24 protein-coding genes are annotated in these 26,753 nt (G+C 55.0%); 18 read left to right on the forward strand and 6 right to left on the reverse strand.

Annotated elements, in window-relative coordinates:
• Positions 1-20 precede the first annotated feature (20 nt).
• Together LZU96_RS04240 and LZU96_RS04245 are read right to left on the reverse strand one after the other, a co-directional pair.
• The gene (locus LZU96_RS04240) at positions 21-1,460 is read right to left on the reverse strand and encodes a 6-phospho-beta-glucosidase (protein WP_233987200.1); all 1,440 of its coding nucleotides are present in this window, start codon (positions 1,458-1,460) and stop codon (positions 21-23) included.
• A 114-nt stretch (positions 1,461-1,574) separates the two neighbouring features.
• Positions 1,575-2,294 (reverse strand): MurR/RpiR family transcriptional regulator, encoded by a 720-nt coding sequence (locus LZU96_RS04245; protein ID WP_233987201.1) that lies wholly within the window; start codon positions 2,292-2,294, stop codon positions 1,575-1,577.
• Between the two features lie 168 nt (positions 2,295-2,462).
• Between LZU96_RS04245 and trhA the strand changes: the two genes are divergently transcribed.
• Positions 2,463-3,116 (forward strand): PAQR family membrane homeostasis protein TrhA, encoded by a 654-nt coding sequence (gene trhA, locus LZU96_RS04250; protein ID WP_233987202.1) that lies wholly within the window; start codon positions 2,463-2,465, stop codon positions 3,114-3,116.
• A gap of 31 nt (positions 3,117-3,147) precedes the next feature.
• Here the strand turns inward: trhA and tal are convergent, their stop codons facing one another.
• Both tal and rpiB read right to left on the reverse strand, forming a co-directional pair.
• Positions 3,148-4,098, reverse strand: coding sequence for a transaldolase (tal, locus tag LZU96_RS04255; protein ID WP_233987203.1), 951 nt, complete (start codon positions 4,096-4,098; stop codon positions 3,148-3,150).
• Between the two features lie 142 nt (positions 4,099-4,240).
• Positions 4,241-4,699, reverse strand: a complete 459-nt coding sequence (rpiB, locus tag LZU96_RS04260) for a ribose 5-phosphate isomerase B (protein ID WP_064703550.1) — start codon at positions 4,697-4,699, stop codon at positions 4,241-4,243.
• 435 nt (positions 4,700-5,134) lie between these two features.
• Between rpiB and LZU96_RS04265 the strand changes: the two genes are divergently transcribed.
• The 6 genes from LZU96_RS04265 to LZU96_RS04290 all read left to right on the forward strand — a co-directional run bounded on the left by LZU96_RS04265 (position 5,135) and on the right by LZU96_RS04290 (position 11,759).
• On the forward strand, positions 5,135-6,472 hold the full coding sequence (locus LZU96_RS04265) for an MFS transporter (RefSeq protein ID WP_233987204.1): 1,338 nt from the start codon (positions 5,135-5,137) through the stop codon (positions 6,470-6,472).
• Positions 6,469-8,214 (forward strand): dihydroxyacetone kinase family protein, encoded by a 1,746-nt coding sequence (locus LZU96_RS04270; RefSeq protein WP_233987206.1) that lies wholly within the window; start codon positions 6,469-6,471, stop codon positions 8,212-8,214. Before LZU96_RS04265 ends, LZU96_RS04270 begins: the two co-directional genes overlap by 4 nt.
• Positions 8,215-8,216: 2 nt before the next feature.
• Complete coding sequence (locus LZU96_RS04275) at positions 8,217-8,996, forward strand: triose-phosphate isomerase family protein (RefSeq protein WP_233987207.1); 780 nt, start codon at positions 8,217-8,219, stop codon at positions 8,994-8,996.
• Entirely contained in the window at positions 8,993-9,802 is an 810-nt protein-coding gene (locus LZU96_RS04280) for a sugar phosphate isomerase/epimerase family protein (RefSeq protein ID WP_233987208.1), read from the forward strand. The genes LZU96_RS04275 and LZU96_RS04280 overlap by 4 nt, the downstream gene beginning before the upstream one ends.
• A 2-nt stretch (positions 9,803-9,804) precedes the next feature.
• On the forward strand, positions 9,805-10,662 hold the full coding sequence (locus LZU96_RS04285) for a phosphogluconate dehydrogenase C-terminal domain-containing protein (protein ID WP_233988127.1): 858 nt from the start codon (positions 9,805-9,807) through the stop codon (positions 10,660-10,662).
• Between the two features lie 122 nt (positions 10,663-10,784).
• Entirely contained in the window at positions 10,785-11,759 is a 975-nt protein-coding gene (locus tag LZU96_RS04290) for a sugar-binding transcriptional regulator (protein ID WP_064703544.1), read from the forward strand.
• Between the two features lie 44 nt (positions 11,760-11,803).
• On the opposite strand, the gene ygfZ is transcribed toward LZU96_RS04290, so the two are convergent.
• On the reverse strand, positions 11,804-12,790 hold the full coding sequence (ygfZ, locus tag LZU96_RS04295) for a tRNA-modifying protein YgfZ (RefSeq protein ID WP_233987209.1): 987 nt from the start codon (positions 12,788-12,790) through the stop codon (positions 11,804-11,806).
• A 226-nt stretch (positions 12,791-13,016) separates the two neighbouring features.
• Between ygfZ and sdhE the strand changes: the two genes are divergently transcribed.
• Together sdhE and LZU96_RS04305 are read left to right on the forward strand one after the other, a co-directional pair.
• Complete coding sequence (sdhE, locus tag LZU96_RS04300; protein WP_233987210.1) at positions 13,017-13,283, forward strand: FAD assembly factor SdhE; 267 nt, start codon at positions 13,017-13,019, stop codon at positions 13,281-13,283.
• The gene (locus tag LZU96_RS04305) at positions 13,258-13,665 is read left to right on the forward strand and encodes a protein YgfX (protein WP_233987211.1); all 408 of its coding nucleotides are present in this window, start codon (positions 13,258-13,260) and stop codon (positions 13,663-13,665) included. Before sdhE ends, LZU96_RS04305 begins: the two co-directional genes overlap by 26 nt.
• Positions 13,666-13,720: 55 nt before the next feature.
• Here LZU96_RS04305 and fldB read toward each other — a convergent pair whose 3' ends face one another.
• A complete protein-coding gene (gene fldB, locus LZU96_RS04310) occupies positions 13,721-14,239 on the reverse strand; it encodes a flavodoxin FldB (RefSeq protein WP_233987212.1) in 519 nt (172 codons plus the stop codon).
• 102 nt (positions 14,240-14,341) lie between these two features.
• On the opposite strand from fldB, the gene xerD reads away from it, so the two are divergent.
• From xerD to LZU96_RS04355, 9 genes are all read left to right on the forward strand, one after another.
• The gene (xerD, locus tag LZU96_RS04315; RefSeq protein WP_233987213.1) at positions 14,342-15,235 is read left to right on the forward strand and encodes a site-specific tyrosine recombinase XerD; all 894 of its coding nucleotides are present in this window, start codon (positions 14,342-14,344) and stop codon (positions 15,233-15,235) included.
• Positions 15,236-15,256: 21 nt separating this feature from the next.
• Positions 15,257-15,970: a bifunctional protein-disulfide isomerase/oxidoreductase DsbC gene (gene dsbC, locus LZU96_RS04320; RefSeq protein WP_094120918.1), complete on the forward strand. Its 714-nt coding sequence runs from the start codon at positions 15,257-15,259 to the stop codon at positions 15,968-15,970.
• A 3-nt stretch (positions 15,971-15,973) separates the two neighbouring features.
• Positions 15,974-17,710: a single-stranded-DNA-specific exonuclease RecJ gene (gene recJ, locus LZU96_RS04325; protein WP_233987214.1), complete on the forward strand. Its 1,737-nt coding sequence runs from the start codon at positions 15,974-15,976 to the stop codon at positions 17,708-17,710.
• Between the two features lie 218 nt (positions 17,711-17,928).
• Positions 17,929-19,027, forward strand: a protein-coding gene (prfB, locus tag LZU96_RS04330) for a peptide chain release factor 2 (protein WP_233987215.1) whose coding sequence is annotated in 2 segments (ribosomal slippage) — positions 17,929-18,003 and positions 18,005-19,027 — 1,098 coding nt in all. Because the reading frame shifts where the segments join, the coding sequence is not laid out codon by codon here.
• Between the two features lie 9 nt (positions 19,028-19,036).
• Positions 19,037-20,557: a lysine--tRNA ligase gene (gene lysS, locus LZU96_RS04335; RefSeq protein WP_233987216.1), complete on the forward strand. Its 1,521-nt coding sequence runs from the start codon at positions 19,037-19,039 to the stop codon at positions 20,555-20,557.
• A 728-nt stretch (positions 20,558-21,285) separates the two neighbouring features.
• The gene (locus tag LZU96_RS04340; RefSeq protein WP_233987217.1) at positions 21,286-21,843 is read left to right on the forward strand and encodes a helix-turn-helix transcriptional regulator; all 558 of its coding nucleotides are present in this window, start codon (positions 21,286-21,288) and stop codon (positions 21,841-21,843) included.
• Positions 21,844-23,066: 1,223 nt separating this feature from the next.
• Positions 23,067-23,606, forward strand: a complete 540-nt coding sequence (locus tag LZU96_RS04345) for a fimbrial protein (protein WP_233987218.1) — start codon at positions 23,067-23,069, stop codon at positions 23,604-23,606.
• Between the two features lie 94 nt (positions 23,607-23,700).
• Positions 23,701-24,234, forward strand: coding sequence for a fimbrial protein (locus LZU96_RS04350; RefSeq protein ID WP_233987219.1), 534 nt, complete (start codon positions 23,701-23,703; stop codon positions 24,232-24,234).
• A complete protein-coding gene (locus LZU96_RS04355) occupies positions 24,234-26,753 on the forward strand; it encodes an outer membrane usher protein (protein ID WP_233987220.1) in 2,520 nt (839 codons plus the stop codon). The genes LZU96_RS04350 and LZU96_RS04355 overlap by 1 nt, the downstream gene beginning before the upstream one ends.

Genomic DNA, 26,753 nt, shown 5'->3' on the forward strand with positions numbered 1-26,753 from the left:
TTCAGCCGCGGCGTCACCCGTTACAGGTTTTCGCCGTTGCTGGCGATAACCTGCTGATACCAGTTAAAGCTCTTCTTCTTCGAACGGGAGAAATCGCCGCTGCCGTCGTCGTTTTTATTGACGTGAATAAAGCCGTAACGCTTATCGTACTGGCCGGTGGTGAAGGAGACGCAATCCAGGCAGCCCCACGGCGTATAGCCCATTAGCTCTACACCGTCGTAAGTGACTGCTTTTTTCATCTCTTCGATGTGGGCGCGCAGATAGTCGATGCGGTAATCATCTTCAATCACGCCTGCATCGTTTGGCTTGTCGATAGCACCAAAGCCGTTCTCGACGATAAACAGCGGCTTCTGATAGCGTTCATAGAGTTCGTTAAGCGCGTAGCGCAGGCCGACCGGGTCAATCTGCCAGCCCCAGTCAGAGGCTTTAACGTGGGGATTTTTTACCACGCCTTCGAAGCCGGTGATCGGGTCATCCACGCCGCTGGCATCGGTTTTCACTGCGTTACTCATGTAGTAACTGAAGCCGACGTAGTCTGCACAGCCCTGACGCAGCGTATCGGCGTCATCCGCTTCCATCTGGATCTCATAGCCTTTACGCGCCCACTCTTTCAGGGTGTAAGCCGGATAGTAGCCGCGCATCTGCACATCGCTGAACACGTAACGCTGATGCATCGCTTCCTGCGCCAGCACCACATCATCAGGATGACAGGAGAAAGGATAGACCGGCACCATGGCGATCATGCAGCCAATCTGAAAGTCAGGATTAATGGCATGACCGAGTTTCACCACCTTCGCGCTGGCAACAAACTGGTGGTGCATCACCTGATACATCGCCTGTTCCGGTTTCTCATGCTCGGTAAAGATCACGCCAGAGCAGCAGTAACCAAACAGCGGATATTGCCAGTTGCGCTGGTTATTGATCTCGTTAAAGGTCATCCAGTATTTCACTTTGTTTTTATAGCGATTCAGCACCACTTCGCTGAAGCGCACAAAGAAATCGACTACCTTGCGGTTGTGCCAGCCGCCATACTGTTTCACCAGGTGATAAGGCATTTCGAAGTGAGAAAGGGTGATGACGGGTTCAATGCCGTACTTCAGCAGTTCATCAAACAGATCGTCGTAGAATTGCAGGCCAGCTTCATTGGGCTGTTGCTCGTCACCATTCGGGAAGATGCGGGTCCAGGCAATCGAGGTGCGGAAGCATTTGAAGCCCATCTCGGCAAACAGCGCCACATCCTGCTTATAGTGAGAGTAGAACTCCACCGCCTGATGGTTCGGATAAAAGTTGCCGGGCTGAACGCCGTCAGTGATCACCCGATCGACGCCGTGTGAGCCGCCGGTCAGCACATCAGCGATGCTGACGCCTTTGCCGCCCTGATCCCAGCCGCCTTCAACCTGATGCGCCGCAACCGCACCGCCCCAAAGAAACCCTTTTGGTAACTGCAATTCTGCACTCATGCTCACTCCATTACGGATATTGAAATTGCAGTGAGTGTAGCAAGGCAATAATGAAAGTCACGATATAACAACGCGCCAGTAATGTGATCTGTTACAGCCAGAAAACAGCCTGTTTTATTTTCCCAGCTGGCGCCCAATCGCCTCGATAATATAGGTGACCGGCACCTGAGTGGTGATGTCATAATTATCGGCCATGCGGATGATCGGGACGTGGTAACAGAGGCTGAAATCACACATTTTCGCCAGCGAGCAGCTCTCAGTATTGGTTATAGCGATAAGTTTGCACTTATTTGCACTGAACTGGCTGGCAATACGCAGAATCTCTTCGGTCTCGCCGGAAACCGACAGGATAATCGCAATTGCATTTTCATACAGATCGGGGCTGACGGGATAATAGGGATCGTCAATCGCGTGGCTGAATTTACCGAGGTTAGAGAAGAAACGCGCGCCATATTTCGCCAGGCTGCCCGACGTTCCGACGCCAATGAAAAACACCCGCTCAGCCTGATTAATCTTTTGCGCCGCCTGGGCAATCAACTGGCCGAACTCGTCGTTATTAATACTTTTAAAAAAACTCAACATCTCATGGACGCTGGCGGTATTCACCTGCGGTGCACTCTGCTGCTCGGTTAACCGCAGCCGGATACGAAATTCTGACCAGCCTTCGCAGTGCATCTTGCGGCAAAAGCGTAGCACGGTGGTGGTGGAAACCGCGGCCTGCTCGGCCAGCTCGCGAATGGTCATATAACCAACACGTTCACGATGTTTGATGATGAACTGATAGACCTGCATTTCCAGGTCATTAAGGCGGGCGAGATCGCGGTGCGAAAACATGGATGGCTCATTGTACAGTTGACCAGCCGACAGTTTACCAGATTCATCGGCGGGTTTGACCGTTACAACGTTTCACAGATTATTTTCAGCGTACATGTGTACACCGAAAGCGGAGTTGGCTACTCTGATGGTCCTGTTTTCGTTATGGCTTCACTTTCAGGACACCTTATGACCACCACGCGTATCCCCTCGCCAGGCTATTCACTCTCCGAGGAAATTGCTAATAGCATCAGTCATGGGCTGGGCTGCCTGTTTGGCATTGTTGCCCTGGTTCTGATGCTCAACAAGGCGTTTGAGACCGGTGCAGATGCCACCGCCATCACCAGCTACAGCCTGTATGGCGGCAGCATGATCCTGCTGTTTCTCGCCTCAACGCTTTATCACGCCATTCCCAACGGCCGGGCCAGGCCCTGGCTGAAAAAACTGGATCACTGCGCCATCTATCTGCTGATCGCCGGCACCTATACGCCTTTCCTGCTGGTGGGCCTGAAGTCGCCGCTGGCATACGGCCTGATGGTGGTGATCTGGGGCCTGGCGCTGGCCGGTATCATCTTTAAGCTGACCATTGCCCATCGTTTCAAAGTGCTGTCGCTGGTGACCTATCTCTGCATGGGCTGGCTGTCGCTGATTGTGGTCTATCAGCTGGCGATGACGCTGGCACCGGGCGGCATCTGGCTGCTGGCCATCGGCGGTATCATCTATTCGCTGGGGGTGATTTTCTATGTGGCGCGCCGCATTCCTTATAATCATGCGATCTGGCACGCGTTTGTACTGGGCGGCTCTATCTGCCATTTCTGTGCGATCTATTTTTATGTCAGTTAGCCAGGCGGAACGGGCTTCCGCCTGGCGACCATCAGAGCCGTGAAGCGAGCATATCTTCCAGCTTTTGCTGATCCACGGCGAACTGGCGGATGCCTTCCGCCAGTTTATCGACCGCCATTGGGTCCTGATTATGCAGCCAGCGGAATTGCGCTTCCGTCAGCGGAGAGGGCGGATTCGACACCGCCGTCGAAGGTGTTAACTGGCGCGTCACCGGCAGCGTGCTGCTTTCCAGGCTCTGCAGCAGATCGGGGGAGATGGTCAGTCGATCGCAGCCCGCCAGCGCCAGCACCTGTTCGGTTTTACGAAAGCTGGCGCCCATAATCACCGTCTGATAGCGGTGAGATTTGTAGTAGTGATAAATGTTGCGTACTGACACCACGCCGGGATCGCGCTGCGCATCGTACTCCGTCTCTGGATTGCGGCTCTGATGCCAGTCATAGATACGTCCGACAAATGGCGAAATCAGAAACACTCCCGCTTCGGCACAGGCCTGCGCCTGAGCAAAGGAAAACAGCAGCGTCAGGTTGCACTGGATGCCGTTGCGCTCCAGGGTTTCAGCCGCGCGGATCCCTTCCCAGGTGGCCGCCAGCTTGATCAGAATGCGTGAGCGATCAATCCCTTGCTCTTCATACATCCGCACCAGCTTTTCGGCTTTGGTGACGCACATGCCGCGATCAAAGGAGAGACGCGCATCCACCTCGGTCGAAACCCGGCCCGGCACGCTTTTCAGAATCTCCACCCCAAGGTTAACCGCGACCCGATCGCTGGCATTGATGATCTGCGTCTGTTTGCTGCCGCCCTGCGTGCGGGCGTCCTCAATCGCCTGCTCAATCAGTGGCTGGTAGCGGGGCAGCGTCGCCGCTTTCAGGATCAGTGACGGATTAGTGGTGGCATCCTGCGGGTGATAGCGACGTATCGCCTCGATATCGCCGCTGTCGGCCACCACGGTGGTGAACTGTTTCAACGCCTCTAAAGGGTTCATTTTCTGCTCCATAGTCAGACCCGCAGCGCCACGCCAGGCACACTTTTCCCTGCGAAAGCCGCGTCGCCTCTCTGGTGGTGTGGTAAAGGAAAGTCAGGCGGAGTCCGGTAACGGGCGGCTTCGCCTGATGAAAAAGCGCGGCTTACTTATTCAGGCTCGCCTGCTCGTAATAATCAATTTTATCGACTTTTGCGCTCGACCCACCGGCCTCAAACTCCGACGCCAGCCAGGCATTGACGATGCTTTTCGCCAGCTCCGGTCCCACCACGCGTGCGCCCATCGTCATCACCTGCGCATTATTACTTTTGCGGGCGCGCTCGGCCGAGAAGGTGTCATGGCACTGGGCCGCCCGGACGCCAGGGACTTTATTGGCCACGATCGCCACGCCAATGCCGGTACCGCACAGCAGAATGCCGCGCTGATATTTTCCCTGCTGGATTGCCGTCGCCAGCGCAAAGGCCACGTCCGGATACATCGGGCGGTCATTGCGGGCGTCATTGCTGTAATCCACCACTTCGTACTGCTTCTCTTCCAGATGACGTTTAATCAAGTTTTTCAGTTCAATCGCCGCATCATCGGCGCCAATCGCGATCGTTTTCATCGTCTTCTCCAGCCAGTTACCCGCTTAGCCCGCCACGCAATGACAGGCGTAAAAATGTTCAGCTTTAGCCTGACACATTTCTGTTCATATGTTCAATAGTATTTCATTTGTTTTACGCGGCGTCGCGGCGACTGGCTGCGCTGTAAGCGTGATTCTTCCCCGCACGGCGCGGCATACCGGCAGGTTATCTGAAAATTGCGCTGAATTTAATTCATTTGAAGAGGATCACAGATCTCACCGTTGCTGTTGAGAGCTGCTCAATTATACGTGTACTGTTCATTTGTTCGAATAGTGATACCAATGTACAAGAAGACCCATTGAGGACTCGCACATGGATTACCCAGGCCCTGTTTTTTGCACCTGCTTCGACAATGCACCGCGTGCGTTGCCAACACCTGACACCACTTTTTATCGCGCCCAGACCGGAGGTGCGTCATGACCCGGACCACAATGACTGACGTGGAGCAATCCGCGATTCGTAAGATCTCCTGGCGACTGGTGCCGTTTGTCGCCCTGATGTTTTTTATCAACTTCCTCGACCGTACGGCGATTTCATTCGCCGGACCCAATGGCATGACGCAGGATCTCGGCCTGACCGCCGTGCAGTTCGGTCTCGCCTCCGGCATCTTTTTCATCGGTTATATCCTGCTGGAAGTGCCGAGCAATCTGGCGCTGCATCGCTTTGGCGCCCGTAAATGGCTGGCGCGCATCATGATCAGCTGGGGCATCGTGTCGCTGCTCTTTACCTGGGTCAGCAGCATTAACGGGCTCTATACCCTGCGCCTGCTGCTGGGCATTGCGGAAGCGGGCTTTTTTCCCGGCGCGATCCTCTATCTCAGCATGTGGGTGCCCGCACGCCACCGCAGCAAAATCCTGTCGCTGTTTTATCTGGCGCAGCCACTGACCGTGGTATTCGGCGCACCGCTGGCGGCATCCTTTATTGAACAGCATGGCCTGTTTGGCCTGGCGGGCTGGCGCGTGATGTTTCTCGGCGTCTCCATCCCGGCCATTCTGATCGGCATCGTGGCGCTGTTCTGGCTGGTGGATACACCGCGTCAGGCGAAATGGCTGACGGCAGACGAGAAAAACTGGCTGACCCGCGAGCTGGATGCAGAACATAAGACGAAAACCCAGACCGGACACCAGGGCGTGCGCAGCATTCTTGGCAATCGCCGCGTCTGGATGCTGTGTCTGATCTACTTCGGTTTTATCTACGGCCTCTACGCGCTGGCCTTTTTCCTGCCGACCATCATCGGCGGCTTCCAGCAGCAGTTCGGCACCACCTTCAATGTGATGCAGAAAGGATTGATCACCGGCGTGCCTTACCTGATTGCCGCGGTGGTGATGTTCTTCTGGTCCCGTGACGCCTCTCGTCGTGGCTGCAAAACCTGGCACATCGCGATTCCGGCGGTGACCGGTGGCATCAGCGTGCCGCTGGCGCTGTTCATGGACTCGCCTTTCACCACCATCATGGTGATTGCGATTACCGCCAGCTCTATCTTTGCCGCCTTACCCAATTTCTGGACGTTGCCGACGCAGTTTCTGACCGGCGCTTCGGCTGCGGCCGCCATCGCCCTGATTAACACGCTGGGCAATGTGGCGGGCTTCTCGGCGGGCTATATCACCGGCGCGCTGCACGATGCCACCAGCAGCTACACCGTACCGATGTTTGTGGTTGGCGGCTTCATGTTGTTGTCAGCAGTGCTGATGCTGTTGCTGAACCGTAGCCGCCAGCTTGAACCGACCTCTCTCGCACAGGAGCAATTACCATGACTTACCTGTTTAACCAGCCTTCCGCTTTCGCGGCTGAACTGATCGAAGGCTTCGTGGCCGCTAATGCCGATAAAGTACGTCAGGTGCCGGGCGGGGTGGTGCGCAACACCCGCAGCCAGCCGGGCAGCGTGGCGGTCGTGGTGGGTGGTGGCTCAGGTCACTATCCGGCGTTCGCCGGGTTGGTTGGACAAGGTCTGGCACACGGCGCGGCGATGGGCAACCTGTTTGCCTCGCCGTCGGCGCAGCAAATTTATAATGTGGCGCGCGCTGCCAGTAATGGCGGTGGCGTGTTACTGATGTTCGGCAACTATGCCGGTGACGTGCTGCATTTCGGTCAGGCCTGTGAGCGTCTGCGCGGCGATGGGATCCCGTGCGAGATCCTGGCGGTCACCGACGATATTTCCAGCGCCGGCATCGACGAGATTGAGAAACGGCGCGGCGTCGCCGGTGATCTGACGGTGTTCAAAGTTGCCTGCGCCGCTGCCGAAGCGGGCCATCCACTGAAGCAGGTACTCAGGCTGGCGCAGCATGCCAATAATCGCACCCGTTCGTTTGGCGTGGCGTTTTCTGGCTGTACCTTACCGGGCGCGTCGCACCCGCTGTTCGAAGTGGAAAAAGGGCGCATGGCGCTGGGGCTGGGCATTCATGGCGAACCGGGTATCAACGAATCGGCCGTGCCGACCGCCGATGAGCTGGCCGAAATTTTCGTTAACCGACTGCTCAGCGAGCTGCCGCCGGGCATCAGCCAGACGGCGGGAGAGCGGGTTGCGGTGATCCTTAATGGCCTCGGCACGGTGAAATATGAAGAGCTGTTCGTGGTCTATCGCCGGGTGGCGCAGCTGCTTGAGGCGGCGCAGTTGCAGGTCATTGAGCCGGACGTCGGCGAATTTGTTACCAGCTTCAATATGGCTGGCGCTTCACTGACGTTGATGTGGCTGGATGATGAGCTGGAAACCTTCTGGCGCGCCCCGGCCAATGCTCCAGCCTACCGCAAAGGCAGCGTCATCGTTGCCGAAGCGCTGGGGCCGGATGCGATGCTGGAGCAGGCGGAAGAGAGCCTGCCTGTCGCCAGCGCTGACTCACAGCAGAGCGCACAACAGCTGCTGCAACTGCTGGAGGCGGTAGCCACCATGCTGCAACGCAACGCCGAAAAACTGGGTGATATTGATGCGGTGGCAGGCGATGGCGATCACGGCATCGGGATGGAACGCGGCGTGCTGGGCGCGGTTGAAAAGGCGCGTGAGGTGGCGGCGCGAGGCGCGGGAGCCGGTACGCTGTTATGTCGTGCGGCTGATGCCTGGGCTGATAAAGCGGGTGGCACCTCCGGCGCACTGTGGGGCGTGGCGCTGACCGCCATCGGAACCGCCATCGGTGACAGCCAGACGCCGGACGCTGCGCGCATTGCCCGTGGCGTGCGGCAGGCGCAGGAAGGGATTCAGCATTTCGGCAAAGCGCGGGTCGGCGATAAGACTATGGTGGATGTGCTGGTCCCGTTCAGCGACAGCCTGAACGCCGCCGTTGCGCGCGGTAGCTCACTGACCGAGGCCTGGTGCGAAGCGGCACGGGTGGCTGATGACGCCGCGCAGGCCACGGCGCAACTGCTGCCGAAAATGGGGCGCGCCAGGCCGCTGGCTGAAAAAAGCCTCGGCACGCCCGATGCAGGCGCGATTTCGCTGGCGATGATCGTCAATACCGTGGCCGATTTGCTGAAAGATCACGCCACCGCGGATCAGGGAGCCTGAGCATGTCACAACCTGTTCTGTGGCTGGGCGTCAGCCTGAAAATGTATTTTGGCTACCAGCAAACCCTCGACTGGTGCCACGACGTTGCCGCACTGGCGCGGCGTCATCCAGCGATTCAGCGCGGCGATATCGGGCTGTTTGTGCTGCCCGCCTATCCGGCGATACCGGCGGCTGCCGCTATTTTTGCCGATACGCCGGTACGCGTTGGGGGTCAGGATGTCTGCCAGGCTGAAAACGGTGCCTGGACCGGTGAAGTCAGCGCCAGCATGTTGCAGGAGCTGGGCTGTTCGCTGGCGGAGATCGGTCACGCCGAACGCCGCCGCCATTTCCATGAAGATTCCGCGCAGATTGCCGCCAAAGTGGCGATGTCGCTCAGCCACGGCCTGACGCCGGTGTTATGCATCGGGGAAGCGCAGCAGGGGGAACCGTCACAGGCGATCGCCCTGTGCCAGCAGCAACTGTGCGAGGCGCTGTCGCTGGCACAGCAGCAGGGTCTGACCGGCACGCTCTTTTTTGCCTGGGAACCGCAGTGGGCGATTGGCGCACCGCAACCGGCACCCGAAAGCTATATCCGCGCGGTGTGTGAAGGTGTGCGTCAGTTGCCGACGCCAGCAGGCATTTCTCTGCAGGTGATCTACGGCGGCAGCGCCGGTCCGGGATTGATTCAGCGGCTTGGCGGAACCGTGGATGGTCTGTTCCTCGGCCGCTTTGCCCACGATCCTGCCGCGCTGGAGCAGATTATTGACGAGGCCAGCGCGCTGGCGGAGGAGTGTCACTCATGAGCCAGATCGGACTCAGCACCTACGCCTTTTTCTGGCGCATGTCAGAGCGGGTTCCGCAGCCGCTGACGCTGGGACAGATGCTGGAGCAGACCGCCGCACTCGATCTGTCGCTGTTCCAGATTTGCGATTATCCGGCAATTGAGAGCTGGTCGGATGCCGACCTGCAACGGTTGCGGCAGCAGGCAGATGCGCTGGGCATTACGCTGGAACTCGGCACTCGTGGACTGGAGACGGCCCATCTGCAACGCTATCTGCAGATGGCGCAACAGCTCGATGCGCATGTCGTGCGCTCGATGTTTTACACCGCCAGCCATCGCCCCTCACTGGAGCAGGCGGCGCAGCTGATCGCCGACGTGCTGCCGGACTATGCGGAGCAGCAGGTCCGGCTCTGTCTTGAGACCTACGAGCAGGTCAAAACGGCGGATCTGATGTCCGTGATTAACCGCTTTCCGTCGCCGTGGCTGGGTGTCTGTCTCGATCCGGCCAACTGCGTCGCCGGGCTGGAGTTACCTGAGCAGGTCATTGCGCAGACCGCGACGCGGGTCGGCAATCTGCATATCAAAGATTTCGCCTTTACCCGGCGTGATGGCTGGGTCGGCTTTACCTATGCCGGCTGCCCGATGGGTGAAGGCTTGCTCGATTATGACCAGATGATCGCCAGCGTGCGTCCGGCCGAACGCGGCATTAACCAGATTATTGAACACTGGCTGCCGTGGCAGGAAGACGCTGCCACCACCTGTCAGCGTGAAGCTGAGTGGACGGCGCGCAGCGTGGAATTTTTACGTAGTAAACAAAATCGGGAGTAATAATAATGAATCAACTGAAAACCCTTACTGTGATTGGCGCCGGCGGCAAGATGGGCATGCGCATTTCAGCCAACTTCCAGAAAAGTGATTACCAGGTCTTTTACTGTGAAAATTCACCCGCGGCGCAGCAGCAGGTTACTCAACAGGGCCGTGAACTGTCGGATGCCGCCTCGGTGGTGCCGTTAAGCGACGTGGTGATCCTGGCGGTGCCGGATATTGTGCTGGGTAAGGTCTCTGAAGCGGTGGTGCCGCAGATGAAGGCTGGCGCGGTGCTGTTAACGCTCGATCCGGCCGCCGCCTATGCCAATCTGATCTTCCAGCGTGACGATATTGAGTATGCGGTGGCGCATCCCTGTCATCCATCGGTATTCCTTGAGCGTTACACCAAAGAGGAGCACGCCGACGCCTTTGGCGGCATTGCCGCGATTCAGCACGTTGCCGCGGCTTATGAAGCGGGCAGCGAGGCGCAGCGCGCCGAACTTAGCAAGGTGATCAGCGTGATGTATGGCCCGGTGGAGCAGGTACACTGGGTGACGGTGACCCAACTGGCCTATCTTGAGCCGACGCTGGTTGAGACCGTCGCCTGCATGGTGGGCGCCTTTATGAAAGAAGCGCTCGATGAAACGGTGAAGCACAGTGGCGTTCCGGAAGAGGCCGCAAAAGCAATGCTCTACGGGCATATTCAGATTGCGCTGGCGGTAGCGTTCCGCGCCACTAATCCGTTCTCTGATGCCTGCATGATCGCCATGGAATATGGACGCGAGAAGATTGTGAAGCCTGACTGGAAGCAGATTTTCGATCAGAAAGAGCTGGATATCGTGATTGCCCGGATGCTGAAAATCGACGCCATTCATCGCTAATCTGTGACACCACTACCGGCTCGCCGCCTCAATGCCTGGCGAGGTGAGCCGGTTCAATGGTATAAATTCCCTCCTGAAACGCCTGTGCTTAGTCAGGTAACTCACTGCGAGACAGATAACGCATGGAAAAACACACGCCTTCTCAGGACGCTGAACTGCTGACCGAAATCGCAGTCGCCTATTATCAGGACGAAATTACCCAGGAAGAGATTGCGCGTAAGTTTGGCATTTCACGCATCAAAGTCGGACGGCTGCTGAAGCGTGCCAGGGAAGAGGGCATTGTTGAAATCAACGTGCGTTACCATCCGGTATTCAGTACCCGGCTTGAGCAGCAATTGCTTGACCGCTTTCCCCGCTTACAGCGTGCGCTGATCGCGCTCGATCTGCAGGACAATGATGAGCAGCGGCGTCAGGTGGCGGCGCTGGTCTCCTCCTGGCTGGAGCAATCGCTAAAAGAAAACTCGGTGGTGGCCGTCGGGCAAGGGCGCAACGTGGCGGCGGTGGCCGATCATCCGGGCCAGGTGCCGACGCGTAACTGTCACTTCATCAGCGGTATCGGCGGCACTCACCGTCCCGGTGATGCGATTAACGCTGACCACATCAGCCGTCGGCTGGCGAAGAAGTTTGGTGGCATCAGCGAAACGCTCTACGCTCCGGCCTATGTCGAAGATCGCTCGCTGAAAGCGGCGTTTATGCAGAACGGCACCATTAAAGAGACGCTGGATCGGGCGCGCAAAGCTGACTTCGCGCTGGTCGGCATCGGCGATATGAATGAAAACAGCTACATGGTTAAGTTAGGCTGGTTTACGCCGCACGAAATCATCGACGCCAGCCTGAATCAGGGCGTCATCGGTGATATCGCGGGCTACGACTTTTTTAATTCGCAGGGGCAGCACGTTGATACCGTGATGAACGATCGGGTGATTGGTCTGAGCATTGATGAACTGCGCAAGATCCCGTGCGTGATTGCCATCGCCTCGGAGAACACCAAAGCGATGGCGATTCTGGGCGCGTTACGCACCGGCGCTATCGACATCATTGCCACCACGGCGCAGAACATCCGCACCCTGCTGAACATGACGCAGAAAGCGGAGTAGCCGCCGCGCAGGCACGCAGCCTCTGCGGCGACGTGCCTGAGCCGTTACTCTTCCTGCAGCGAGTAGGGCAGCGGCTGAATGGTCAGATGACCGCCTTCATCACCCTCAACCCGCAGCACGCTCTCCGGCTCCAGATCGTTATTCATCACCACCTGTACCCAGCTGACACCGTCATCCAGCTGCACCGCCGTCAGCACGCTGCCGGTACGTCGCCAGCGCTCACCCATCCGGAGTTCCAGCGCCGCATTGGCTGCCGGCAGATGGCTGGCCTGTCCCGCCAGCCAGTAGAGTGCGCGTTTGTTCGCGCCACGGTATTTGGCCCGCGCCACCATCTCCTGACCGGTGTAGCAGCCTTTTTTAAAGCTGATGGCGTCCAGCGCCTGCAGGTTGGTAGCCTGGGGAATAAACTGCACGCTGGTGGCGGGATCAATCACCGGAATGCCGGCTTCAATCTCCAGCGCCAGCCACTGCTGGCTGTCATTGAACTCGGCATCATCCGCCAGTTTCTGCTGCAGCGATTCCGCCTGGGCCAGCGAGGTCACGATCAGGAAACGCTCTGCCGGATGCGCAAACCACAGCAGCGTGGTTTCTCCCTGCTGCACCACCGGGGTTTCGCTGTCGGGCAACTGTTCAAACAGGTTGGCCAGCGCGGCGCGCGCCTGGAAACCGGCCACGCCCAGCAACACGGCCTCATCATCGGCCGCCAGCGTCACTTTCGAGAACACCGCATATTTCTTTAATTCGCTCAGCTGAGTGTCGCGCAGTTCACGACGCACCAGATAGGCATAACCTTCGCCGCGATGGAACAGGCGCAGGTTGCTCCACATCTTGCCTTTGGCATCACAGTGAGCGGCGGGCAGATGGTGAGCGGCATCCAGCGCGGCCACGTCCAGCGTCAGCTGACCCTGCAGGTAGGCGGTGCTGTCGGGGCCGAAGACGGAAACCAGCGCCCAGGCATCCAGTGACATCAGCGTTAACGGCAGACGGGACGAGGCAACAGGCTGGCGCGGCGGTAAAGTAAAGGTTGGCATGGAGATATCCTGATTAAGAAGGTTCATCCGAAACAATATCCTCAATGTTAAAAGAGCCGACTGGCAATGCAACCTGTTTACTGAACACGGCGCACAAATCGCGTGATAACCCTGAAAAAAGGCGGCCTGATGTGCGGCAGATCGCACAGCAGGCTGCGCTTCGCCTGCAGTCTGCGACAATCCAGGTTACACTAGCCGCCATGTGGTGAACTGTGGAAACTGACGCATGGATATCAATGATAAATCACGGATTCAGTGGGCCTGCCGCCGCGGCATGCTGGAGCTGGATGTGGCTATTATGCCGTTCTTTAAATATGAATATGACAGCCTGAACGACACCGATAAGCAGGTGTTTATCGCGCTGCTCAGGAGCGACGATCCCGACCTGTTTAACTGGCTGATGAACCACGGCGAGCCCAGCGATCCTGAGCTGAAGCGGATGGTTAACCTGATTCAGCAGCGCAACCGTGAACGCGGCCCGGTGGCAATGTAATCTGCAGCCGTCCCGCCTGGCGCCTATCCTGCTGGGCGTGTGGCTGGTGGTGGCGCTCTCCGGCGTGCTGCTGCTGCCCGTCAGCGGAGGGTTGATTAAGCTGACGATAGCGGGATTAGTGCTGGCGGAAGGCGGGCGCCATCATCGACGGCTCCGTCAGCGGCGTGGTTCGCTTCAGCGCGAGAGTGCGCAAATCTGGTGCTGGCAGGGCGAACGCTGGCGGCCGACTCAGCCGCTGCGCTGGATGCCGTTTGGCGTGTTATGGGTGGCGAAAAGCGAGCGGGGCAGAACCCTGCGCTTATGGCTGATGCAGGACATGATGCCGCCGGGTGAATGGCGGGCGTTGCGCGCCCGCTGTTTCAGCGAGGCGCAGAGTGAATGAGCGCTGAAGCGGCTTTACCCGCTAAAGCCGCTCACCGGATAGGGCCGTTTAGCGATTACAGCAGTTCGGCGGTCTCGGTTAATATCTGCTCACACCACTGTTCGACGCGTTCGTCGGTGACCTCAAACTGGTTCACATCGTCGAGCGCCAGACCGACAAACTGCTGGCCGTCGGCAGTGAGCGGTTTCGGGCTGGTGAACTCATATCCTGCCAGCGGCCAGTAACCGACAAAGCGCACGCCCATCGGCTGCAACAACTCATGCAGCATACCCAGCGCATCCAGGAACCATTCACCGTAGCCAATCTGGTCGCCCATGCCGTACAGCGCCACAATCTTGTTGCGCAGATTCAGGGTCGACAGTTGTGACCAGATCGCCTCCCAGTCTTCCTGTAACTCGCCGAAATCCCAGGTCGGAATCCCCAGGATCAGCAGATCGTACTGCTCCATCAGGCGCGGATCGTCATCTTTCACGTTGTGCAGGGTGACGAGCTCTTCGCCAATAAAATCGCGAATTTTCTCCGCTACGATTTCGGTGTAACAGGTACTGGAACCGTAAAAAAGACCGATTTTCATGCAGATAACACTCTGTAAAGACTGACTTTGGCGCAATTGTACCAGAAGCGCCGCTGAATCAGGCATAATGAGCATGATTTTACAGCGAACGGCGGGGATAACGTGCAAGACAGCGAACTGACTGAACAGTTTCTCGATGCGCTCTGGATTGAGCGGAATCTGGCGCAGAATACGCTCTCCTCTTATCGCCAGGATCTCCAGACGCTGACCAGCTGGCTGGCGCATCATAATCTGACGCTGCTCAGCGTGATGCCGCTGGATCTGCAGCAGTTTCTGGCCGAGCGGCTGGAAGGTGGCTACAAGGCGACCAGTTCCGCCCGGCTGCTCAGCGCCATGCGCCGCCTGTTTCAATATCTTTACCGCGAGAAGCTCCGGCCTGACGATCCCAGCGCGCTGTTATCGGCACCGAAACTGCCGCAGCGACTGCCGAAGGATCTCAGCGAGGCGCAGGTGGAGCGGCTGCTGCAGGCACCGAACATCGACATCCCGCTTGAGCTGCGCGACAAAGCGATGCTGGAGTTACTCTACGCCACCGGTTTGCGCGTTTCTGAGCTGGTGGGCCTGACGCTGAGTGATATCAGCCTGCGGCAGGGCGTGGTGCGGGTCATCGGTAAAGGCGATAAAGAGCGACTGGTGCCGTTAGGTGAAGAAGCGGTTTACTGGCTGGAGCACTATCTGGAGCATGGACGGCCGTGGTTACTCAACGGACAGACGCTGGATGTGATGTTTCCAAGCAATCGGGCGCAGCAGATGACGCGGCAGACCTTCTGGCACCGCATCAAGCATTACGCCACGCTGGCCGGTATCGACAGTGAAAAATTGTCGCCGCATGTGATGCGCCATGCGTTTGCTACCCATCTGCTGAACCACGGTGCCGATCTGCGTGTCGTACAGATGTTGCTGGGACACAGCGATCTCTCCACCACCCAAATTTATACGCATGTCGCCACCGAGCGCCTGCGTCAGTTGCATCAACAACATCATCCGCGGGCCTGATCTGCGGAAATAAGGAAAGAGATGAACAAGCATTTTGCCATGCTGGCGCTGTTAGCCAGCGCCTTTTCCGGTCTGGCACAGGCCGATGACAGCGCCATTCAGCAATCATTAAAAAAGCTCGGCTTAAATCAGACTGAGATTTCCCCGTCACCGCTGCCGGGCTTCAAAACCGTGCTGTCGGAGAGCGGCGTGCTCTACGTAACCGATGATGGCAAACATATGATTCAGGGACCGCTGTATGACGTCAGCGGCGCACAGCCTGTCAACGTGACCAATCAGCTGCTCGACAAAAAAGTCGAGGCGCTGGTGCCGGAGATGATCGTCTACAAAGCACCAAAAGAGCAGCATGTGGTGACGGTGTTTACCGACATTACCTGTGGCTACTGCCGCAAGCTGCATGAGCAGATGGCAGACTACAATGCGCTGGGGATCACCGTACGCTATCTGGCGTTCCCGCGTGAAGGGCTGCATGGCCAGATTGAAACTGCGATGAAAGCGATCTGGTGCAGCGCCGATCGTAACAAAGCCTTTGATGAGGCGATGAAGGGCGATGCGCCGAAGATGGCCGCGCCAGACAGCTGCAAAATCAATATTGAACAGCACTACAAGCTCGGAGTGCTGTTTGGCATTCAGGGCACGCCAGCCATCCTGACCGACAGCGGCATGATGATCCCGGGCTATCAGGGTCCGCAGGAGCTGAAGCAGGTACTGGATAATCAAAAGCGTGGTGGTTAATCGGTGGTAAAAAACGAAGTGGAACTGCGTCGTCGTGAGGTGACGGTTGAGGATGCGCTGCCGGCGACCCTGCCGCCGTTGCTGAAACGTCTTTATCTGCAACGCGGAGTACGGGACGCGGCGGAGCTGGAGCGCGGCGCGAAAAACCTGCTGCCGTTCCAGGCGCTGAGCGGCATTGATAGCGCAGTGACGTTGCTGCATCAGGCGCTGCTCGATGGTCGCCGCATTATGGTGGTCGGCGATTTTGATGCCGATGGCGCGACCAGCACCGCGCTGACGGTGATGGCGCTGCGCAGCATGGGCGGCAGCAATGTGCAGTATCTGGTGCCGAACCGCTTCGAAGATGGGTATGGGCTTAGCCCGGAAGTGGTTGAGCAGGCGCGCGCGCGCGGTGCGGCGATGATCCTGACGGTGGATAACGGGATTTCGTCCCATGCCGGGGTTGAATGCGCGCACCAGCACGGTATTCCGGTGCTGATCACCGATCACCACCTGCCGGGAGAAACCTTGCCGGCCGCCGAAGCGATCGTTAATCCCAACCTCGCCGACTGCAACTTCCCCTCGCGCGCACTGGCAGGCGTCGGCGTCGCGTTTTATCTGATGCTGGCGCTGCGTGCGCATCTGCGCACCCTGGGCTGGTTCGGCGCAACCCGCAGCGAACCTAATCTGGCGGAGCTGCTGGATCTGGTGGCGCTGGGCACGGTGGCTGATGTGGTGCCGCTCGACGTCAATAACCGCATTCTGGTGTGGCAGGGACTGAGCCGGATTCGCGCCGGTAAATGCCGTCCCGGCATTCGTGCGCTGCTGGAGATCGCCAACCGCGATGCGCGCCAGCTGGCGGCCAGCGATCTGGGCTTTGCGCTTGGCCCACGGCTTAATGCCGCCGGGCGACTGGATGACATGTCGGTCGGGGTGGCGTTACTGATGACTGACGATCTCAGCCAGGCGCGGATGTTAGCCAGCGAACTGGATGCGCTGAATCAGACGCGCAAAGAGATCGAGCAGGGGATGCAGAGCGAAGCGCTGGCACTGTGTCAGGCGCTGGAGCGTGAGCAGAGCGACCTGCCGCTGGGGCTGGCGTTTTATCATCCGGAGTGGCATCAGGGCGTGGTCGGGATTCTGGCTTCACGCCTGAAAGAGCGCTTTCACCGTCCGGTCATCGCTTTTGCGCCCGCCGGTGACGGGACGCTGAAAGGGTCCGGCCGCTCGATTGCCGGTCTGCATCTGCGCGATGCGCTGGAACGGCTTGATACCCTCAATCCGGGCCTGATGCTGAAGTTTGGCGGTCATGCGATGGCGGCGGGCCTGTCGCTGGAAACGGAACGCTATGAGGAGTTCCGCCAGCGTTTTGCCGAACTGGTCGGCGAATGGCTGGATGGCGAATCCCTGCAGGGCATTATCTGGTCCGATGGCGCGCTGCAGCCGCAGGAATTTTCCCTGCAGACCGCCGAGATGCTGCGTGAAGCAGGTCCCTGGGGCCAGGCGTTCCCGGAGCCCGCTTTCGATGGCAAATTTAAGCTATTGCAGCAGCGGCTGGTGGGTGAACGCCATCTGAAAGTGATGGTGGAGCCGCTGGGCGGCGGCCCGCTGATCGATGGCATCGCCTTTAATGTGGATACCACTCTCTGGCCCGACACCAGCGTGCGTCAGGTTGAACTGGCCTACAAGCTGGATATCAACGAATATCGCGGCAACCGCTCGGTGCAGCTGATCATCGATCATCTCTGGCCGGTTAACTGACCTTAACCGACAGTCGCGCCTCGTCTGCGGGTGAAGAGGCGCGACACCTGCCCGGCATCGTGTCGCCGTTCCTGCTTTCCCTCCACCGATGCACGGTACGCCATACCGTTAATCCCCGCCGCGCCGCCACCGCATCAGCGCTACAAACTGTCGTCAGTTTCGGGTAAACTTATCCGTTAATTTTCCTCTCCATCGAACGCAAAAAAGACGCTAAAGCCATGTTTGAAATCAACCCGGTCAAAAACCGTATTCAGGACCTCAGTGAGCGCAGCGACGTTCTTCGGGGGTATCTTTGACTACGATGCCAAGAAAGAACGCCTCGAAGAAGTAAACGCCGAGCTGGAACAGCCAGACGTGTGGAATGAGCCGGAACGCGCCCAGGCACTGGGCAAAGAGCGCTCCTCGCTTGAAGCGATTGTTGACACGCTCGACCAGATGACGCAAGGGCTGGAAGATGTCCAGGGTCTGCTGGAGCTGGCCGTCGAGGCCGACGACGAAGAGACGTTCAACGAAGCGGTGGCTGAGCTGGATGGCCTTGAAAGCAAGCTGGGAGAACTTGAATTTCGCCGTATGTTCTCCGGTGAATACGACAGCGCTGACTGCTATATCGATCTGCAGGCGGGCTCTGGCGGCACCGAAGCGCAGGACTGGGCCAGCATGCTGATGCGTATGTATCTGCGCTGGGCTGAATCCCGCGGTTTCAAAACTGAAATTATTGAAGAGTCTGAAGGCGAAGTGGCGGGCATTAAATCTGTGACCATTCGCGTATCGGGCGACTACGCCTTTGGCTGGTTGCGTACCGAAACCGGCGTGCATCGCCTGGTGCGTAAGAGCCCGTTCGACTCAGGCGGTCGTCGTCACACCTCATTCAGCTCAGCCTTTATCTATCCGGAAGTGGATGACGATATTGATATCGACATCAACCCCGCCGATCTGCGCATCGACGTCTATCGCGCCTCCGGTGCAGGTGGTCAGCACGTTAACCGGACGGAATCCGCGGTACGTATTACCCACATTCCAACCGGCACCGTGACTCAGTGTCAGAACGACCGTTCTCAGCACAAGAACAAAGATCAGGCGATGAAGCAGATGAAGGCGAAGCTGTACGAGCTTGAGATGCAAAAGAAAAATGCTGAGAAACAGGCGCTGGAAGACAACAAGTCTGACATCGGCTGGGGCAGCCAGATCCGTTCTTACGTGCTCGACGATTCGCGCATCAAAGATCTGCGTACCGGTGTGGAAACGCGCAACACCCAGGCGGTGCTGGACGGCGATCTGGATCGATTCATTGAAGCTAGTTTAAAAGCAGGGTTATAAGGAACCGACATGTCTGAACAACAACCGCAGAGCGCTGACGCCGCACTTGAGTTAAACAACGAACTGAAAACGCGTCGCGAAAAGCTGAGCGCGCTGCGTGCCAATGGCGTGGCGTTTCCTAACGATTTCCGTCGCGATACGCTCTCGAACCAGTTGCTGGAAAGCTATGGCGAGAAGAGCAACGAAGAACTGGAAGAGCTGGGCATCGAAGTAAGCGTGGCCGGACGCATGATGACGCGCCGTATCATGGGTAAAGCATCATTCGTGACCCTGCAGGATGTCGGCGGACGCATTCAGCTCTATGTTTCGCGTGACGATCTGGCTGAAGGGATCTACAACGAGCAGTTCAAAAAATGGGACCTCGGCGATATCCTCGGCGCGCGCGGCAAGCTGTTCAGGACCAAAACCGGCGAACTGTCGATTCACTGTTCTGAGCTGCGTCTGCTGACCAAAGCCCTGCGTCCGTTGCCGGATAAATTCCACGGCCTGGCCGATCAGGAAACCCGTTATCGCCAGCGCTACCTTGATCTGATCGCCAACGACGAATCACGTAAAACCTTCAAAATTCGCTCGCAAATCATGGCCGGTATCCGTCAGTTCATGGTCAGCCGCGACTTTATGGAAGTGGAAACCCCGATGATGCAGGTGATCCCGGGCGGTGCCTCTGCGCGTCCGTTCATCACCCATCACAATGCGCTGGACATTGATATGTACCTGCGTATTGCGCCTGAGCTCTATCTGAAGCGTCTGGTGGTCGGTGGCTTTGATCGGGTATTCGAGATCAACCGTAACTTCCGTAACGAAGGCATCTCGCCACGTCATAACCCAGAGTTCACTATGATGGAACTCTATATGGCGTACGCGGATTACAAAGATCTGATTGAGCTGACCGAGAGCCTGTTCCGTACCCTGGCGCAGGATGTGCTGGGCACCACCGTGGTGCCGTATGGCGAGCATCAGTTCGATTTCGGCAAGCCATTTGAAAAACTGACGATGCGCGAAGCGATCAAAAAATACCGTCCGGAAACCGATCTGGCCGATCTGGAAGACTTTGATAAAGCGGTAGCGATTGCTGAATCGCTGCACATTAAAGTTGAGAAGAGCTGGGGCCTGGGCCGTGTGGTCACAGAGATCTTTGAAGAGACCGCCGAAGCCCATCTGATTCAGCCGACCTTCATTACCGAATATCCGGCTGAAGTGTCGCCGCTGGCGCGCCGCAACGACCAGAACCCGGAGATCACCGATCGCTTTGAGTTCTTCATCGGCGGCCGTGAAATCGGTAACGGCTTCTCCGAGCTGAATGATGCGGAAGATCAGGCGGAGCGTTTCCTGCAGCAGGTCAATGCCAAAGATGCCGGTGATGACGAAGCGATGTTCTACGACGAAGATTATGTCACCGCGCTGGAACATGGTCTGCCACCTACCGCCGGTCTCGGTATCGGTATCGACCGTATGGTAATGCTGTTTACCAACAGCCACACCATCCGTGACGTGATTCTGTTCCCGGCGCTGCGTCCGGGCAGCAAATAACCATCACGCATAATACCTGACAGACTGCACCCCAAAGGCGGAACTCCGCTGAGTAGGGTGCAGTTTTTTTATCCTGCGCCAAAAGTCTGACAGCTGTCGCTCTTCCAGCCACTGCTTTTATCTCACCCGTTCGAATTCATTATCCTGACACACTCCGATACACTATTTTACAGCACTAGTCTTTTTCTCATTAACTCCAATTAAAATCCGCAAAGTTATGCTTTTTTAACAGTCAGTTAAACTGGACCCTGCACTTTTTGCGTTCGCTTATACACCGCGCTTAATGGTAATAACGCGCGATCAATCGCTGACTTTATGCGCTAAATGAAACCTATACAAAAATAATTACAATTTAATTCTATGCGAATCAGAAAAAGAGATCATTGCTTTAGCGTTAATGAATGGTCTGATGATTTCATCCTGATTTTAGATTGAGTGTTATAAAAAAGGCTTATCTGAATGGATGCTGCTTTCGAAGGCCGGTTAACCTAATTCATTAATACAGAAAGAAATTAAAGCGAATAATATCATCATGAAAAAATAAGATATTCGGAATTAAATAATAAACGCTCCAGATTGGTAATTAATGTTAATAATGAAATAGCACTTTTAGATCAAGATAAAAAATGGCAAAAAACATAGGATAAATTGCGAGTGAAAACTCAGGAGTAATTGTCTTTAAGTGGTGTCACCTCAAATAATAATAAACAATTCATAGGATGAATTAGATGAAGAATGAGATCTTTATTCTCGGTAATAACGAGATGTTAATGCTTGGATTAAATGAACTTACAAGGAATTTTACAGGTAAAAAGGGACTGTTCTCTGTCCGACGTGTCACTCTGATTGAGCTTATGCATATAGATGCCAGCTATAAAACCAGGAAGAAACAGAGTATTGCTATCGTTCCTGCACATCTCAAGGACGTTATTCATATCTTTGCCGGTATGGAGCATATCAGGCTGGTCCCCAGCAATATCAGTTTGTTTGCATTCTCGTCGCTGCTTAGCGAAGTCGTGTTCTCTGATGCAGGCGCAAATCGGCCAGGATCGAACGATGCACTTTTCCTGACGGCGAAGGAGAGACGCTATTGTTACCTGGTCTACAATGGCATTTCGAATAAAAAAATCGCCTGCTATTTCCAGTGCACAGAGAAAAACATCAGCTATCTGAAAAGAAAGATAATGTCGAAGTGGCAATGCAAAAATAGCCTCGATTTCTACAAGACGATAAATTATTTTTACGGTGATAATGACACGATTTTTGGCTTAAACAGCGCCGGATAGCACGACCGCTTGCAAGCCTGAATGTGTGTTATAGGAAGCATGAACTGTAAAAAACAATGGAAGCGTAGAGCGCGAGCATAACCCAGGCGCCATCAACCTCATCATTACAGGCCTGGCCGCATGACATCATGGCCAGCCTGATTCTCTCTTACTGCTGAACATCCTCTCTGACCGTTAACCCCTGATGCGCACTAAAGGCAGAATCCTTTCCGTCTCTGAGCGTAAAAGGCGATGTTGCCTGGCCTCAACTCAGATTGCCGCATGCTATGTTGCTACGCCGCTAATCAACGGACTTCGCCCTGTTAAGACGAGCTGACCTGCACGTCTGGCTGTAGCGCGCATCCTGTTATTCCTGAAATAGCTCGCACTCAGCTGCCAAAAAAGTGCAATGAAACGCGGTGATTATCTTTTCCTTCTGAACTGCTATTTCTGAACGCGGAGCCAGCCCGGCTGAAACTGCGTCACCTCAACCGTACGGCAACCTCGTCTGATTATTAACGACCGTTTCGTCAGCGCATAGGCTGGCGCTCAGCTTCCTAATCCCTTTGGTGCGGTTTTACACTTCGCTCATAAACCCGAGCGTCCTTTTCCGGATAGCAGATACGGATGACTAATGCTGAACCCTCGGTCTGACCAGAGGGAGTCTGTCTCTGACTTTTAGCTGATTAACACAAACTCCTGCCTTTGAGCTTTTATCTTCTACCTCTTTTTATGTATAAAAGAGCACGGAAGCGATCTCGCTATGCCACTTTCCTTGTTATGCTGAACATTAATGGTGCATCGGTCGGCCGTTAATTTCCCCCTGTAACCTGCGTTTCGGGAATACTCCTCTCATTAACGCCGCTTTCACCCTGAATAAAGCGTTCTTCATCGCGCGAAACCTCCTAAAAGAAACTAATCATCATTTAAATTTTAATTAACAACTTACCTCAATGAAAATACGGGTTTTTAGGCCTTTCAAGTCTCATTTGACAATGAAGTGGTTAGCCTGAATAGCATTGATTTGGATGATTCTCACTAAGATTGTTATTTCATTCTCTTTTTTGTAAAGGTATAAATGCCTCCGTCAGCAAGCGGGTAAAGAAATGTATAGATACATATACGAAGCCTTACTCCTGCACCGAATATAAACAAACATGGCTCATAAAAAATGGGTCGGTTTTTTTATGTAACAACGCGAAGTGTACGCATAAGTAAATAAATTTAATTTAAGGATGATATAAATGAAAAAGATTCAACTGGCGATGATTATGGGTATGGTTCTGGCAAGCGGCAGCGTATTTGCAGCGGATCAGGGTCACGGTACTGTGCAATTCAAAGGCGAAATCATTGACGCACCTTGCTCAATCACTGCTGATACTGTTGAGCAGACTGTTGACCTGGGTCAGGTTTCAAGTTCAGTGCTGGCTAAAGGCGGCAAATCTTCACCTAAAGCATTCAACATCAAACTGGAAGATTGTACGATCACTACCCAGAAAACTGTAACCGCTACCTTCACCGGTAAAGGCGCTACTTTTGATACCACTTCTTCACTGCTGGCTCTGGCTGGTTCAGCTGCAGGCGCAGGTATCGCTATTACTGATGACAACAGCAGCGTCATTAAGCTGGGTACTGCGAGCACCCCTTACAACTTAACTACTGGTACGACTGAAGCTGAACTGCGTTACTCTGCTTACCTGCAGGGTGCAGCTGATAACACCGCTACCCCAATTGTTCCTGGTGAATTCACCAGCGTAGCTAACTTCACTTTAGCTTACGAATAATAGTCTGTATTTAATAAACAGGCGGTTCGCCGCCTGTTTATTTATTCAATGCTTCACGCATTATGAATTTAATAAGCACCGGGTGACGATTAATATGAGAATTTTTTTAATCTCTCTATTTTCCCTTGCGGTACTGAGCCAGTTTTCGGTAGCGAATGCCGCCGGGCAGGGACATGGTAAAGTACAAATGCAGGGGATGATAATAGATACGCCCTGTGCCATTTCGGCTGAAAGTCTGGATCAAAGTATCGATCTGGATGTTTTACCTGTGAGCACCATAGTCAATGAAGGTGTCGGACCTGCGCAACCCTTTACCATCAAGCTCAGTAATTGCTCACTGGAATCCTCACTTAAAAACAAAAATGACTGGTCAAAGTTTTCCATTGCATTCGATGGAAATACGACTAATGGAGACCTGTTCAGTACGAGTGGTGAGGCCAATGGCGTAGGTCTGCAGATTTCTGATAAAGCCGGAAATATTGCCGTGCCAGGACAGGCTATGCCTGAGAATAGTATTACACCTGGCAGTATGACAATAAATTATAACTTACGTTTAATGGCAGACCAGAATACAGTTCGGGCTGGCAACTTCCAGAGCACTATACGCTTCAGAATGGATTATTACTGATGAAGGGATCTCATAAAAATTTACCCCTGCCAATAATAACAAGTAAAATACGGCCACTGGTTATCAGTATAATATTGGCTCTGGGAACGAGTTCTTACGCAAGAGCCGCAGGTAATCAGGATATACAGTTCAATACAGACGTACTGGATGTAAAAGATCGCGAACACATTGACCTGAGCCATTTTGCCCGTGCCGGATATGTGATGCCGGGTAAGTACCATATGATGCTGCGGGTCAATCGCCACGAATTTAATGAAATTGATGTGGTTTTTCAGGTTCCGGCCAACGATCCTAAAGGCAGTGAACCCTGTATTACGCCAGAGATTGCTAACCAGATTGGCCTCAAAGATAAAATGAAAGGGCAGCTCGTCTGGCTGAATAACAATACCTGCTTAGATATTTCTTCGCTGCCGGGTGCCCAGGCAACGGGTAATCTGGCGGACAATGCGCTCGATATTTCGATCCCGCAAGCCTATATCGAATATATCGCTGACAACTGGGATCCCCCGTCACGCTGGGATGAAGGCATCCCAGGCGGCATACTGGATTACAGTGTTAACGCCAGGAACAGCCGCACCTCGGATGTGGGAAAAAATGAGCAGGATGTCAGTGGTAATGGTGTGGTCGGCCTTAATGCCGGACCCTGGCGCCTGCGCGGCGACTGGCAGGGCTATTACAACCACACAACGGGATTAAAAGAACCGTCTCAGCATACGTTACGCATGAGTCGCTACTATATGTATCGGGCTATCGGCGCGCTGCGGGCCAAGCTCACCCTGGGGGAAAACTATCTCTATTCAGATATTTTCGATAGTTTTCGTTTCACCGGGGCGAGCCTGGTATCTGACGACAGTATGCTGCCGCCGAACCTTCGTGGTTATGCGCCGGAGGTCAGTGGTGTCGCAAAAACGGACGCTAAGGTCACGGTTTCACAACAGGGACGGGTTATCTATGAAACCCAGGTACCCGCAGGGCCGTTTCGTATTCAGGATCTTAGCTCTGCTGTTTCCGGTACCCTGGATGTGCAGATTAAAGAGCAGGATGGCAGCGTTCGAACCTTTCAGGTCAATACCGCGAACATCCCTTATCTGACGCGTCCTGGCATCGTTCGCTACAAGATGGCATTAGGTAAACCTTCTGACTATCTGCGGCACAGTCGTGGTCCGAATTTCGCCAGCAGTGAGTTTTCCTGGGGGATCAATAATGGCTGGTCGCTTTATGGCGGGGCGATCATTGGCGGTGATTATAATGCGCTATCCACCGGGGTGGGACGTGATCTGCTGGCGTTTGGCGCACTCTCGGTCGATGTGACTCAGTCCCGGGCGCGTTTGCCGGATCAGGGCAACCTGACGGGTGAATCTTATCGTCTCAGCTATTCGAAGCGCTTTGAAGAGATTAGCAGTCAGGTTACTTTTGCCGGCTACCGCTTTTCCGAACGTAACTACCTGAGCATGTCTCAGTATCTTGACTTACGTTATCTTGGAAACAGCAATGGGCAGGGCAAAGAACTGTACACGATCACCTTCAATAAACAATTTGAAGATTTGGGTCTTAGCGGTTATTTAAACTATAGCCATCAGACTTACTGGGATCAGCCTGCCAACGACAACTATACGATGTCTCTGGCAAAGTACTTTGATTTTATGCGTCTTAAAAATCTGAGTATTAACCTGACGGCGTACCGGTCAGTTTATGATCATGCTAATGATGATGGCGCTTATCTGACGCTCAGTATTCCCTGGGGGAATACCGGTTCAATAAGCTATGACAGCCAGTATTACAACAGTAAAACATCGCATACGGTCAGTCTTTATAATCGTATCGACAGTAACAGTAATTATCAGCTTAGTACGGGCATTGATTCAAACAGTGACGGCAATGTCAGTGGTTATTATACCCATGATGGCGACCTGACGAGTATGACTGCCAATGCCAGCTATAGCAGTAACCAGTATAATTCTTTTGGTGTCTCTCTGCAGGGTGGGGTAACGGCCACCGGTAATGGGGTTGCGTTACACCGCATCGGCACATTAGGCGGAACACGAATGATGCTGGATACCGGTGGGGTGAAAAATGTTCCGCTGGTAGGTAACGGCGGTGTCAGCCACAGTAACATGTTCGGTAAAGCAGTCATCAGCGATCTTAATAGTTATTACCGCAGCAGCGTTCGGGTTGACCTGGATAAACTGGCCGATAATGTCGATGCACCTCGCTCAGTCGTGCAGTCCTCATTAACCGAAGGCGCTATTGGTTACCGTAAATTAGGCATCGTTGCCGGGCAGAAAGCGATGGCGATTGTGAAACTGGCTGATGGTTCCTCACCTCCGTTTGGCGCGACAATTGAAAATAAAGATGCTTATCAGACGGGTATTATTAATGATGATGGCAGCGTCTGGTTGACGGGAATTAATGCCGGCGAAGTGATGAAGGTGAAATGGGACGGTAAAGAGCAGTGCCATGTCACTTTGCCTAAGGTATTACCCCCATTAACCAGTGCATTACTGCTTCCTTGCGAATAA

The organism is Pantoea agglomerans, from assembly GCF_021397715.1.
Lineage (GTDB): Bacteria > Pseudomonadota > Gammaproteobacteria > Enterobacterales > Enterobacteriaceae > Pantoea > Pantoea astica.